Origin of the sequence: Sphingorhabdus sp. M41 (assembly GCF_001586275.1) — a bacterium.
Lineage (GTDB): Bacteria > Pseudomonadota > Alphaproteobacteria > Sphingomonadales > Sphingomonadaceae > Parasphingorhabdus.
This window is the reverse complement of record NZ_CP014545.1, coordinates 2345039-2357576: the sequence shown is the minus strand read 5'-3', so window position 1 is coordinate 2357576 and position 12538 is coordinate 2345039. Positions and strand designations below refer to the sequence as shown.

Genomic DNA, 12538 nt, shown 5'->3' with positions numbered 1-12538 from the left:
TCCGAAAAACTGACGATTGTAGATCGGACTGCCTATTGACGGATATGACCGGACCGAGCAAGTTTTTGTGATACAGCCCGCGACCAGACATGTCTGATTGCGGAGACAGGAGAGCGGCCCTGCAGTTGCGTGATCGGCGCATTGAAGCCGCAAATCCAATCACGACGAATTACGAAAGCCTGTCGAAACCGAAAGGGCTATTCCTGCGCGGCCTATCTCTTGCTCTTGCGTTTTTTCCGTTTCGCGTAGCGCTCGTCGCGGGCGGCTTTTTTCTCGGTTTCGGTCAGGCCAAGTGCGAGCTTCGGTTTCGCTTGCTCTTTCGCGGCTTTCCGTTCGGCCTTCAACTGCTCGAATGCCGCACGTTTCTCCTCGCGTGCGATCGCCTGCTTCTGTTCGCGTGCCAACTGGGCTGCCTTGCGTTCGGCTATGACTTCCGGGCTGAGCGGCGCCTTTGCCTTCAATTTTTTGAGTGCAGCCTGTTTGGCTTTGGCCGCCATTTGAGTGCGTTCTTGAAAAGTCGGTTCTGAAAATGGCGGCATCTGAGTTCATTATTCCTTGATTGAGCGATGGTGCTTAAGCATCGGATAGTTCGCGAAAAGCGTGGCAAGTCCTACAGTCATTAGAGCCTTCGGGCAAGTTGTAGAAGACGAAACGGGAATATAACCGTTGGCGATGCAGGTGGGTTTGAACCTTGGAATGGCAGCAACCGGGTGCCCGGCAGATATAATATTGAGTGAGTGATTGCCGATCTCTGCAACGGGGCCACCAGCCGAGCTGCTCATCATGCTGTCTGATTGGGGAGCCTGCAGCGAAGATGAAAATTGGTCAGGGCGGCTAGATATAGGCAAGCGATTGTCGGGCTGGCGAGGAAGAATTGATATTTTCGCCGCTTATGTGGCAGACAATTTATGGCAGGATGTTCCTGGCCTATAGTATGTCGATCAAATTCAAGCCTGGAGAGGGGCAAATCATGACGCTATTCAGAATTTTCATGGCGATGATTTTTATCGCAATCACGATCTATACCGGAATCACCATTTCCGCCCATGGCTGGAACCTGCTCCCGATTTTCTTTGGTGACATGGTAGCGATGGGCTGGCCCGGCCAGTTCAACTTTGACTTCATGTGCTTTCTGCTGCTGTCGGCGCTCTGGGTAGCGTGGCGCCATAATTTTTCGCCGTCCGGCTTCGCGCTTGGCGCAATCGCATCGGTGGGCGGGATGTTGTTTCTGTCCGTCTATCTTTTCATTGTCGCAGGGCAGGTGGATGGTGATGTGCGCAAATTGTTGCTCGGCCAGACGCGAGCGAAAGAGTGAGCTACCAGATATGGTGCCACAATTGCGTAACAACCCCCTGTGCATGAATGGTGGACAGTTATTTTTGTAAATATTGCTATCTGCTATTGCACATTGCGGGAGGCCTAGCGCGACCACGCGTCGCGGCCTGTCGGCAAGAATCGCTGTTCGACGAAGCGATTCATTTATACGACGAACTGAGTCCTTAAAACGTCATTTACCCCCTTGCATAAAATTTCGATTCAGCCACTATAGGTTGTGGTTCGGCATAGGGGGCACACCAACTTATAGTATTAGTCGTATGGAACGCCGACTCGGTGGACGTCTCCCTTTGTGCCAAATGACAACGAAAAAAACGGGGTTTTGGGCAGCAAAATAAATGCCCTCTGAGGCGTTAATACTGTTAGGATAAGGGCTTCGGCTCGAGTCGAACAAGACAGGAACAAATGCCCTATTGAAATCCCGGTGGTCAATTGGCCTGTAGGCCGTTGTGATTGTTGAATTAGTAGAGTGATTTTAGGGGGCTTTGATGGATTTTAGAGACAACCGCGACAACGAGACCTTGTCGGGAACAGATGTGAGTGAGAGTGAAATGGGCGCGGAAGTATTGGATACGCCAAAAAGCAAAACCGAAAATACAGGACCAACCAGCGAACCGGAAGTCAGCAAGAAGGCAGCCGCAGAGGCCGCTTCGGCCAAGGCCAATGACGAAAAGGAATTGAAGGCCGAGCGTGACAGCCACAGTGTTGAAAAACGCCGTTTCAAGATTACGCAGGACGAAAGCCGCGACGATCTGCTGACCGATTTCGGCAAGGAAACGCTCAACGACCGCTATCTGTTGCCCGGCGAATCCTATCAGGATCTGTTCGCCCGCGTGGCCGACGCTTATGCCGATGATCAGGAACATGCGCAGCGCCTCTATGACGCGATTTCCAAGCTCTGGTTCATGCCGGCTACACCGGTATTGTCGAATGGCGGCACCGGTCGCGGCCTGCCAATCAGCTGCTATCTCAACAGCGTCGACGACAGTCTCGGCGGCATCGTCAACACCTGGAACGAAAATGTCTGGCTCGCATCGCGCGGCGGCGGCATCGGCACCTATTGGGGCAGCGTTCGCGGTATCGGCGAGCCGGTCGGCCTCAACGGCAAGACATCCGGCATCATTCCGTTCGTCCGCGTGATGGACAGCCTGACCCTGGCGATTTCGCAAGGGTCCTTGCGCCGTGGTTCGGCCGCTTGCTATCTTGACGTCAATCATCCGGAAATCGAAGAATTTCTTGAAATCAGAAAGCCTTCCGGTGACTTTAACCGGAAAGCTCTGAACCTGCACCACGGTGTATTGCTGACCGACGAATTCATGGAAGCGGTCCGCGACGGCAAGGAATTTGATCTCAAGTCGCCGAAAGACGGTTCGGTCCGCGGCACCGTCGATGCGCGCAGCCTGTTCCAGAAGCTGGTCGAAACACGGCTGGCCACCGGCGAGCCCTATATCATCTTCAGCGACACGGTGAACCGGATGATGCCCAAGCATCACCGCGATCTGGGTCTCAAGGTGTCCACCTCCAATCTTTGTTCCGAGATCACACTGCCGACGGGTCGTGATCATCTGGGCGAGGACAGGACGGCAGTGTGTTGCCTGTCCTCGCTCAATCTCGAAAAATGGGACGAGTGGTCGGTCGAGAAGGGCTTTATCGAGGACGTCATGCGCTTCCTCGACAATGTCCTGCAGGATTATATCGACCGCGCGCCGGAAGAAATGGCGCGGGCGAAATATAGCGCGATGCGCGAACGCAGCGTCGGCCTCGGCGTGATGGGCTTCCACAGCTTCCTTCAGGCCCGCGGCCTCGGCTTCGAAAGCGCGCTGGCAAAATCGTGGAACTTCAAGATCTTCAAGCATGTTTCGGCGAAAGCGTCCGAAGCCAGCATGATGCTCGCCAAGGAACGCGGCCCTTGCCCCGACGCAGCCGATCAGGGCGTGATGGAGCGCTTCTCCTGCAAGATGGCAATCGCGCCGACCGCGTCGATCAGCATCATCTGCGGCGGTGCCTCGGCCTGTATCGAACCGATCCCGGCGAACATCTACACCCACAAGACGCTCTCCGGCAGCTTCGTGGTCAAGAACCCGCATCTGCAGAAATTGCTGCAGGAGAAGAGCAAGGACAGCAACAATATCTGGAACTCGATCCTCGAAAAGGGTGGCAGCGTCCAGCATCTCGATTTCCTCAGCACCGAGGAAAAGGACACGTACAAGACCAGCTTCGAGATCGACCAGCGCTGGCTGCTCGAACTCGCCGCCGACCGTACGCCCTATATCGATCAGGCACAGTCGCTGAACCTGTTCATCCCCGCCGATGTCGACAAGTGGGACCTGCTGATGCTCCACTTCCGCGCCTGGGAGCTGGGCATCAAGTCGCTTTACTATCTGCGCTCGAAATCGATCCAGCGCGCCGGTTTTGCCGGTGGCGAAACGATGATGAGCGAACCGGCAACCGGCAATATCTCGGGGGGCGTCGAGGCGGACAATACGCTCGATCCGAAAACGGTCGAACTGATGACCACCGCCGGCACCACCGACTATGACGAATGTCTCGCCTGCCAATAGGCGGCGCGGCACAGGCAGTTTGCCCACTGCCTCCTCCCTTTGCTCCTTTTGGGAGGGGGCCGTTTTTTGAAAGTAAAGGCGCGCGCAGCACATCAATTGTCATCCCGGCGAAGGCTGGGATCCAGACCAAAATATGGTGTGTGAAACAAGATTGATTTAGGCCCCAGCCAATGCCGGGGCGACGAGTAAAGCGGAGAACGAGTAACCATGTCACTTCTGGAAGCACGCAAAACCTACAAGCCCTTCGAATATCCCTGGGCCTACGAGTTCTGGAAACGGCAGCAGCAGATCCACTGGATGCCGGAAGAAGTGCCGCTCGGCGAGGATTGCCGTGACTGGGCGCAGAAGCTCACCGATCACGAACGCAATCTGCTGACCCAGATTTTCCGCTTCTTCACCCAGGCCGATGTCGAGGTGCAGGATTGCTATCACGACAAATATGGCCGTGTGTTCAAGCCAACCGAAATCAAGATGATGCTGACCGCCTTCTCCAACATGGAAACCGTCCATATCGCCGCCTACTCGCATCTGCTCGACACGATCGGCATGCCGGAAAGCGAATATTCGATGTTCCTCGAATATGAAGCGATGAAGGACAAGCATGACTATATGGGCACATTCGGCGTCGAGAATGACGAGGATATCGCCAAGACGCTGGCGATGTTCGGCGGCTTCACCGAAGGACTGCAGCTGTTCGCCAGCTTCGCCATGCTGATGAACTTCCCGCGCTTCAACAAGATGAAGGGCATGGGCCAGATCGTCACCTGGTCGATCCGCGACGAAAGCCTCCACTGCGAAGGCATTATCAAGATGTTCCACACCTTCGTGCAGGAACGCGACTGCCTGACCAAGTCGGTCCGCGACGATATCATCGACTGCTGCCAGAAAACCGTGCGGCTGGAAGATGCCTTCATCGACCTCGCGTTCAGCGATGGCCCGGTCACCGGCATGACCGCCAAGGAAATCAAGCGCTATATCCGCTATATCGCCGACTGGCGCCTCGGCCAGCTCGGCTTCCAGCCGATCTACATGGTCGAAGAACACCCGCTGCCCTGGCTCGCGCCATTGCTCAACGGCGTCGAACACGCCAATTTCTTCGAAGCCCGCGCCACCGAATATTCCAAAGGGGCGACCAAGGGCGAATGGAATGACGTCTGGTCGAGCTTCGACCAGCGCAAGGGCAAGGTCGCGAACGAGGACGAAGCGGTTGCCGATGACGGGCCGGATATGTTTGAAGAGGCAGGGGTTGCTGCGGAGTAGTTATGAATAATGCTGAGAACATTTTGCCAAAGCTGCAGTTGCCAAGGCGATGGGAGTTCTTAGAGCAAAAAGCAAAAATTGCAGAGATCGACCCATCTCAAATTGTTGAAAGGGTAGAAAGTGCAGCGAAGCAAGTTGACTCACTGCTTCGTCGTGTAAGGACTGGCGGCGGTGGCCTGATTGAGGTTTTCTATGGACTGTCTGGTTCAGGAAAAACAACGTTCTTAAAAACTCTGCCACGATTCTTTGAACAAATTCGAGTAAAGTCTTTCCCATCTGATAGGCCAATTCGGGACTTGCCGAGGTTTGTTGAGCAAAACCACCTCGCTGAAGATCGGAAACAAAGAATTATACTTATTGAGAAGCGTGACAATCCTAAGCCTAGTGATCTCGATGAAGTTGAAGAAATGTTTGCTGATCTTCTAGAAACATTTCGTATTCCAGAAGGGCAAGTACTAGTTATTTGGCCTATTACCGATGACGAGAAGGCAACCCAAGTGGCTCAAACTGCTTGGCAGATCGGCCGTGATAGTATGGTTGATGCCAAAAGTAGGGGGCGTTTTCATTTCAAAGGTGTGCCCTCAGAGAAATACTTTGATTTAGCAGATAATACTAGCCGTACTTTAACGGGTGATGGCTTGGAAGCTTTCGGAATCACTAGAGCTGCGGCAAACGAAATCATTCCAAACTGTCAAACAATATCTGATTATTTCGCTGAACTGGATGAGATAGCAGATGAAACCCGAGATAGCACTTGGTCCGTTCTAAAAGAAAAAGTTAGAGCTAGATTATGGGTGGTATTGCCAGGAGATGATCTAAAGGCGGTAAATGCAACCGCTTCTGCTTTAACTCAAGGTACTCGCAATAAGGTCGATATTGACCTTATCGGCGAGTTCATAGATCAGCCTGGAAATGATAGCATTTATGTTAAAGAATGGCGAGAGAGACGTACTAGTCTTGCTCATTTGTTACGGGCTATTGACGTTAGGCTCTTTCCGCTTCCACCAAATGTATGTCTAGCTGCGATCAGATCGATGGGGTCGCCGGATGTAAAGGGGCAGCTAAAGCAGCCTTCTACAAATCGGGAGGGCGCGAAGAAGGCCATAAGGGCAAGTAGGCTGTATAAAGCTATATTGACCGAGGTAAATGTACCTAATACTCCGTTTAAGAGTAGCGGAAAGTTTGTTCAGGAAACGGCAGATGAATATCAAAGAATCCAAGCTCTCGCCTCTTCCAACGATAAGCCGCTTAACAAAGCCGTTGGGGGCTTGTTAGCGGAGTGTTTGGCAGAAGACGCGTCAACTCTAGTTGTGACATCAGAAAAGCAGAGTTTGCCAAATAGTTCATTGAAGCCAGATATATTGATTAAAATTGGTGAGAATGATTTTATCTGTCTGGAGCCAACCTGGCGCACAACTGGTGTGGGCATAAAAGGTGAAATGGTTGCAACGCAGAATACACTCACTGAAGCTCATATAAAAAAGTATGTTCTAGACAAAGCCACTCAATTTGTAACGGATCTCGGTATATAAGGAATTATGGAGTCAGTTTAATAAATACACTAATTTCCAGATAGTAATTCCTTTTTTTATCATTCTGAACTCGTTTCAGAATCCCTTCCGACAGAGCGCGCACCCTCGGGAGGTCCTGAAACAAGTTTAGGATAACGATTCGCTGCCGTGACAGTGCCCGAATTCCCTGCTTGTCATCCCCGCGCAGGCGGGAAACCAGTGAATGAACAAAGCCGCTGCGCGACATTTTCTTTGAACTGGATCCCCGCCTGCGCGGGAATGACAAAGGAGCGCCAAAGCTCCCCTCAAAACCTCACCCCGAATTCCCAAAATCCGCGCCACCCTTCTCGCTCAACGGCGCATCATCCTCGGCTTCGTCCAAAATCCCGAGATCGCTTTCTTCGTCATCATCATTGCGCTCGCCGGCGAAGGCGCCGCCTTCGATGCGGCCGCTTTCGACCATCTGTTTCATATGGTCGACCGTGTCCTGCGTGTCGTCGGGGATGATCTGCGCTGGGTCGGGCTCGCCGCCATGGCGACTCTGCGCGACATCCTCGCGCTTGGCCTTGGTCTGCTGCTGCGCCTTCTCGGCAAATTTCTGCGCCTGCGCATCGTCACGCTGGGACTGGTTGCTGTTCTGGTCTTCGGTCATGCTGTTCCTCTTTCTGTTGGTCTTTCAACACCCCGGAGGGGGATTTGTTCCGTGAAGCGCGGTTGCAGAGGGAAGCCCCGTCATTGCGAGGAGCAAAGCGACGCGGCAATCCAGGGCGGCGGGCGACGCACAGGATTGCCGCGCTGCGCTCGCAATGACGAAACCACATTGACGCTACGAAAGGCCTGCCATAGCTTTCTCCATCAACAGGGGGAGAGAATAATCATGAAATTTCTGGATGGATATAAAGAGCATAGCTACGCGCTGCTGCGGATCATCGCGGGTCTGTTGTTCACCATGCACGGCGACCAGAAACTGTTCAATTTTCCCATCGCCTTCGAATATCCGATGAACCCGATGCTCTACGCCGCCGGTGGGATCGAGGTGATCTGCGGCACGCTGATTGCGCTGGGCCTGTTCACCCGCCCCGCCGCCTTCATCGCCAGCGGCATGTGCGCGGTCGGCTACTGGATGGCGCACGGCTCGCAGGGCCTGTTCCCGATCGCCAATGGCGGCGAGACGATCGCGCTCTACTGCTTCCTCTTCCTGTACATCGCCACCCGCGGCGCCGGCATCTGGAGCGTCGATGGCAAGCGGGGCAAAGCGTAACGCGACATATCGTCATCCATCCTTCGCCATCCATCCTTTGTCATCCTGAACTCGTTTCAGGATCCCTCAAGGTTCGCGCGCTGCCGATGGAGGTCCTGGAACAAGTTCAGGATGACGACTGCTCTTGTCGGACCTCTTACCCCAAACGCACCTTTCACCAGTTTTTAAACATCCCCCGATACATTCGCATCATGTTGACCGCGCCCAACATTCTGCTGGCTTTCATCCTGATCAACGCCTGGACGTTCGTCCTGTTCGGCTGGGACAAGATCCAGGCGGAAAAATTCCGGTGGCGGGTGTCGGAGGCAACGCTGTTGAAACTGGCGCTGTTCGGCGGATCACTGGGCGCTTATGCCGGCCGGGCTTTGTTCCGCCACAAGACCCGCAAGCAACCGTTCAATGGCAGATTGCAGAATATCGCGATGATCCAGCTGATCGGCCTGACCTTCTGCGGCGTCTATTTTTACGAGCCGGGCGGTCTGTCCCGACCGGCGCAGGCCGAAATGGTGCAGAGTTTCGCCCAGCGGCCGCAATCCAGCGCCTATTATCCCAATTGCACCGCCGCCCGTAGCGCCGGCGCTGCGCCGCTATATGTTGGTGACCCAGGCTATCGGTTCGAACTGGATCGGGATGGTGACGGCATAGCCTGCGAACCTTATCGCGGGCGGTGAGCTGGTATTTGAAAATGAACAACGGGCCGGATTATTGCCCTCTCCCATAGGGAGAGGCAAGTGGAGCTTGTCAGCTTGTCAGCTTGTCTGACTAGCGCAACTCGGTGAGGGGTCGGAACCTCCCGAAGTGCACAACCCCTCATCGACTACGACTAACCCCGGATTTCATCCGGGGAAGTCTTCGTTGCCTCTCCCTATGGGAGAGGGCAATTTCAACCGAACATCCCTAGCGCCGCGGCAACAACCTTCGCCAGTCACCCCAAAGCACCACAGTCAGCGAAGCCCCAATCACCGCCAGATCCACCACTGCCCGCACCAGATCATATTCCAGCCCCGCAAGCGCCGACAATCCGCCAATCACCGACCAGACAACAAACAGCTTCCGCCCGCCATCCCAGCCTTTCACCAGACCGATGCCAGCGGCAAAGAGCAGCATCGGCGACAGCATCATCAGGATCGGACCAAGGCCGGGCAACAGCAGCAGCATCGAGCCGGTCAGCATCGGTGGCAGCGCGGGCAGGGGCAGCGGGAGAAAGTTGAGCGCCGCAACGACGATCGCGCCCCAGCCGATTATGTGACGATATTTTTCCATGAACGCCCAATATCACGCCGCGCCGGATTTGCTATCCTGTTGGCAATTTTCCGGCGCGTGCTCTGTCCTACATCCGGCCTTTATGCTAAAGGCCGGGTCATGAGAAACTATGCCGCCAATTTGATCCAGCCTTTTGAAAAAATGCGATAAATCGTGATTTTGGGGCGAGCAGGAATTTTTCCTTTTAACACTGTAAAGTTTGTAAAGTTCAACCCGGAGTCGCCATGAAATCCATCCGAATCATTTTTGCTCTCGCCGCCGCCTGGGGCTTCCTCGCGCTGGTCCCCGGATTGTTCGCCGAAGCCGGTCCGCGACCGGAATATTATTATGGTTTCATCGGCATCGCTTTGGTGTTCCAGCTGATCTTCATCCTGATCGCCATCGATCCCGGCCGCTATCGCGCGCTGATCCCGATCTCGATACTGGAGAAGCTGTCCTTTTTCCTGCCGGTGACCATCCTCTATACGCAGGGACGGGTGGCGATGGGCCCGGTATTTTTCGGCGCTATGGTCGACGGATTGTTCATGGCTATGTTCGCGCTGGCCTGGCTGGTGTCGCGCAAGGCGGGGCAGGCGGCCTAGCACCAGTTGCGGCGATAGCCCTGCCATCGTTCGGCGAGACCCTCGGCGACCAATGTCTCGCCCAGACTGTGCCCGTCGCGGGTGATGATGCGCAGATCGCGGCCATATTGGTCCTGATCGCGGTCGATCGATTGCAGCGAGAAAGCGCCCTGGTTGAGCAGAGCCTGCAGCCTGACCTTGGCTTGCTGGCCGAGCCGCTCTTCGGCGGCGCAGCCGGGGCTGGATATTTCCGGGGTGTTGATATCGGCGATGCGGATTTTGCGGCCCTCGAACCAGATCGTGTCGCCGTCGACGACGCAGCTGTAACGGTCCGGGCCAAAGCAGATGCCGAAGCTGGCGCGGTTCGGATCGATGCCGACCGCTGCTGTGGTGGTGGCCGGTCCGCCGCTGAGGAAGATCGCCAGAAACAGCGCCGTGCACATGGCGACGGTGATCAGGATGAAGGTGGGCCAGCGGATGTTGTTCACCGGCTGGAAAATAGCGGGGAGATGTTAAAAGAGCTTAAACTTGGCGGTCAGAATGGCGGAGAAACAAAGGTGGGCGGTTGATGCCGCCCGGGGCATCTTCGGTGATCAGATCACCAAAGATGCGCTGTTGTTCACTGCAGGGCCGATCGAGGCGCTGAGCAGGATGGCAGCCGAAACAAAAGAGGCAAAGGCTGCGGCGAGACGGTTTTGAAATTTGGAGGACAACATATTCGGGGTTCCTTTATCAGTGGATTAAGCGACCAGAGCGGTAGCGTTGTTCATGGCGGGGGCGATCGAAGCGCTGACGAAAATTGCGGCGGTGAAAAGAGCGGCAAAAGCGGCGGCGACTTGGTTCTGGATGTTTGCGTTGGTCATGTTGAATTTCCTTTTTGGTTTAAACTGCTGCTTCGCAAATTATCTTGCGAAGATGCCAATAGCATTGCACAGGGCGTGCCAGTTTTGGAAAAACTATATATAACAGGTGGATAGCTACATTTAGCAGTCGGGCGAATATGAACCGAAACTGAATAATGGGGAAATATACTAATATTTGGCATTCAATTTCGCGAGCTCACGCCGACAAGTTGTTAATCTGGGGATGCTATCGGCAAAGCCATGTTCGGACCCCGCCTCACACGAGTCTTCGCCAGCCGCGGCAACGCGCTGTGGTGGTCAGCGATGGTGCTGGTCACCGCTTATTGCGTCGCCGCCGATCCGCCAGCCGAAGTGGCGACCGCGCCGGATGCGGCCGTGTCTCGAGCCGACGGGAAGCCCGCCGATCCCTGGGCCGACATGAAGGATGTCGCCAGCAAGCGCAAAGAACTGCTGCCCTGAGCCCTGAAGTCGGGAATGCTAGCGCCGGTTCAGGCAGCTCGCCTCAATATTGCGCGGTGCCGCCATCGACGCTCAGCGTCCCGCCGGTAATCCCGCCGCCCGCCTCCGATGCCAGCAGCACCGCCATCGCCGCGACCTCCTCGACCTTGCCCGGCCGCTTGAGCGCGCTCTCCTGCGAGAACATGTCGATCATTTCATCGAACGTCATGCCGAGCCCTTCCGCCGTCGCAGGGCCACCCTGCATGATCAGGTCGGTCAGGATCAGGCCGGGGCAGATCGCGTTGACCGTGACACCCGAAGTGCCAACTTCCTGGGCCACTGCCTTGGTCATGCCGTTGATGCCATGTTTGGCAATCGTGTAGGGCGCGAAGGTCGGCTTGCCCATCTTGCCCTCGGTCGAGCTGATGTTGATGATCCGGCCCCATTGCTGCGCAATCATCGGCTTGAGCGCCCGGCGGGTCGCCCAGAAAGTAGAATAGATGTTCCATTTCATAGCCATATCAAAGGCTTCGTCGGTCAGATCCACGAGAGAGGCCAGATCCCCCGCGCCGCCCGCGTTATTAACAAGAATATCAATCGCGCCAAAATGCGCGATGGTCCGGTCAATAAACCCCTCAACCTGATCCTGCTCCATCACATCCCCCGCAATAAAAATCGCCCGATCCCCAACCCCCAGTTCCGCGACAACTTCGGCACCTTTCTCCGAATTCCGCGCCATCAAGGCAACATTGGCCCCTTCCGCCAGAAAAGCCTCGGCAATCCCGCGACCAATACCCGCCGTGCCGCCCGTAATCGCCGCTGTCTTGCCGTTCAATTTCATCGCTCTTCCCTTTTTTTATATCGGCCAATTGCTATCGGACGGGGTGACAGGCGACAATGGATTAAAAAGCTAGTCCTGATGCTTTGGTTCAATATATTCATAAAAACGGCGTCAAATATGAACCTTAGATAAAGTCAGCATTCAGCAATTGGTCAAGCCAGCGCTCCTAGAAGCATGTTTGTCAGGCAGCAATTGATTCGGGTTCCGGGAGAACCCTTTTGGAGTGAAGAAAATGATCAACAAAATTTTGGGAAGTCTAGCCATTTCAACCGCAGCTATTGCAACAATGGCTTTTGCCGCTCCTGCAGAAGCACGCGGCGGCTATTACAATGGCGGATATTACGAGCAGGCGCGTAGCGACGGATATCGCGAATATCGGCGCGGAGACTATTATCGTGGCGACCGCTATCGTGATCGCCGAGACTATCGGGACCAGCGCCGCTACCGTGACAATCGCTATTCCAGCAACCGTCGCTATCGGGGCTGTGACCGCGGAACCGGTGGCACGATCATCGGTGCGATAGCCGGTGGTCTGCTGGGCAATGAAATTGCCGGTCGCGGTGACAAGACCGAAGGTGCGATCATTGGCGGTGCAGTAGGTGCATTGGCCGGTCGTGCGATCGACGGCAACTGCTGACGCCTTTG

General features: G+C 55.1%; 16 protein-coding genes. 9 read left to right on the top strand and 7 right to left on the bottom strand.

All coding sequences use genetic code 11. The features are described from left to right. Window positions 1–212 precede the first annotated feature (212 nt). Window positions 213–539 carry a DUF6481 family protein gene (locus AZE99_RS11140; RefSeq protein WP_067201034.1) on the bottom strand — a complete coding sequence of 109 codons (327 nt, stop codon included), beginning with the start codon at window positions 537–539 and terminating at the stop codon, window positions 213–215. A 431-nt stretch (window positions 540–970) separates the two neighbouring features. On the opposite strand from AZE99_RS11140, the gene AZE99_RS11135 reads away from it, so the two are divergent. The 4 genes from AZE99_RS11135 (at window position 971) to AZE99_RS11120 (ending at window position 6688) form a co-directional block, all read left to right on the top strand. Continuing rightward, window positions 971–1315 (top strand): hypothetical protein, encoded by a 345-nt coding sequence (locus tag AZE99_RS11135; protein ID WP_067203586.1) that lies wholly within the window; start codon window positions 971–973, stop codon window positions 1313–1315. A 508-nt stretch (window positions 1316–1823) separates the two neighbouring features. Next, the gene (locus AZE99_RS11130) at window positions 1824–3896 is read left to right on the top strand and encodes a ribonucleoside-diphosphate reductase subunit alpha (protein ID WP_082788343.1); all 2073 of its coding nucleotides are present in this window, start codon (window positions 1824–1826) and stop codon (window positions 3894–3896) included. Between the two features lie 207 nt (window positions 3897–4103). After that, window positions 4104–5156: a ribonucleotide-diphosphate reductase subunit beta gene (locus AZE99_RS11125; protein ID WP_067201029.1), complete on the top strand. Its 1053-nt coding sequence runs from the start codon at window positions 4104–4106 to the stop codon at window positions 5154–5156. 2 nt (window positions 5157–5158) lie between these two features. Then, a complete protein-coding gene (locus AZE99_RS11120) occupies window positions 5159–6688 on the top strand; it encodes an ATP-binding protein (protein ID WP_067201027.1) in 1530 nt (509 codons plus the stop codon). A gap of 292 nt (window positions 6689–6980) precedes the next feature. Here AZE99_RS11120 and AZE99_RS11115 read toward each other — a convergent pair whose 3' ends face one another. Beyond that, the gene (locus AZE99_RS11115) at window positions 6981–7319 is read right to left on the bottom strand and encodes a hypothetical protein (protein ID WP_067201024.1); all 339 of its coding nucleotides are present in this window, start codon (window positions 7317–7319) and stop codon (window positions 6981–6983) included. 225 nt (window positions 7320–7544) lie between these two features. Between AZE99_RS11115 and AZE99_RS11110 the strand changes: the two genes are divergently transcribed. Together AZE99_RS11110 and AZE99_RS16515 are read left to right on the top strand one after the other, a co-directional pair. Further along, a complete protein-coding gene (locus AZE99_RS11110) occupies window positions 7545–7928 on the top strand; it encodes a DoxX family protein (protein WP_067201022.1) in 384 nt (127 codons plus the stop codon). Between the two features lie 191 nt (window positions 7929–8119). Beyond that, a complete protein-coding gene (locus AZE99_RS16515; protein WP_082788342.1) occupies window positions 8120–8599 on the top strand; it encodes a DUF1294 domain-containing protein in 480 nt (159 codons plus the stop codon). A gap of 226 nt (window positions 8600–8825) precedes the next feature. Here AZE99_RS16515 and AZE99_RS11100 read toward each other — a convergent pair whose 3' ends face one another. Continuing rightward, window positions 8826–9191 (bottom strand): hypothetical protein, encoded by a 366-nt coding sequence (locus AZE99_RS11100; protein ID WP_067201020.1) that lies wholly within the window; start codon window positions 9189–9191, stop codon window positions 8826–8828. 224 nt (window positions 9192–9415) lie between these two features. Between AZE99_RS11100 and AZE99_RS11095 the strand changes: the two genes are divergently transcribed. Then, window positions 9416–9772, top strand: coding sequence for a hypothetical protein (locus AZE99_RS11095; protein ID WP_067201018.1), 357 nt, complete (start codon window positions 9416–9418; stop codon window positions 9770–9772). Here the strand turns inward: AZE99_RS11095 and AZE99_RS11090 are convergent. From AZE99_RS11090 to AZE99_RS16435, 3 genes are all read right to left on the bottom strand, one after another. Next, the gene (locus AZE99_RS11090; protein ID WP_231862596.1) at window positions 9769–10239 is read right to left on the bottom strand and encodes a thermonuclease family protein; all 471 of its coding nucleotides are present in this window, start codon (window positions 10237–10239) and stop codon (window positions 9769–9771) included. The genes AZE99_RS11095 and AZE99_RS11090 overlap by 4 nt on opposite strands. Window positions 10240–10344: 105 nt before the next feature. Beyond that, complete coding sequence (locus tag AZE99_RS16440) at window positions 10345–10467, bottom strand: hypothetical protein (protein ID WP_257721884.1); 123 nt, start codon at window positions 10465–10467, stop codon at window positions 10345–10347. A 24-nt stretch (window positions 10468–10491) separates the two neighbouring features. Next, entirely contained in the window at window positions 10492–10614 is a 123-nt protein-coding gene (locus AZE99_RS16435) for a hypothetical protein (RefSeq protein ID WP_257721883.1), read from the bottom strand. Window positions 10615–10854: 240 nt separating this feature from the next. Here AZE99_RS16435 and AZE99_RS11085 point away from each other — a divergent pair, with 240 nt between their 5' ends. Further along, window positions 10855–11073 carry a hypothetical protein gene (locus AZE99_RS11085; protein ID WP_067201016.1) on the top strand — a complete coding sequence of 73 codons (219 nt, stop codon included), beginning with the start codon at window positions 10855–10857 and terminating at the stop codon, window positions 11071–11073. 43 nt (window positions 11074–11116) lie between these two features. On the opposite strand, the gene AZE99_RS11080 is transcribed toward AZE99_RS11085, so the two are convergent. After that, window positions 11117–11893: an SDR family NAD(P)-dependent oxidoreductase gene (locus AZE99_RS11080; RefSeq protein WP_067201014.1), complete on the bottom strand. Its 777-nt coding sequence runs from the start codon at window positions 11891–11893 to the stop codon at window positions 11117–11119. A 232-nt stretch (window positions 11894–12125) separates the two neighbouring features. Between AZE99_RS11080 and AZE99_RS11075 the strand changes: the two genes are divergently transcribed. After that, window positions 12126–12530, top strand: a complete 405-nt coding sequence (locus AZE99_RS11075; protein ID WP_067201011.1) for a glycine zipper 2TM domain-containing protein — start codon at window positions 12126–12128, stop codon at window positions 12528–12530. Window positions 12531–12538 lie beyond the last annotated feature (8 nt).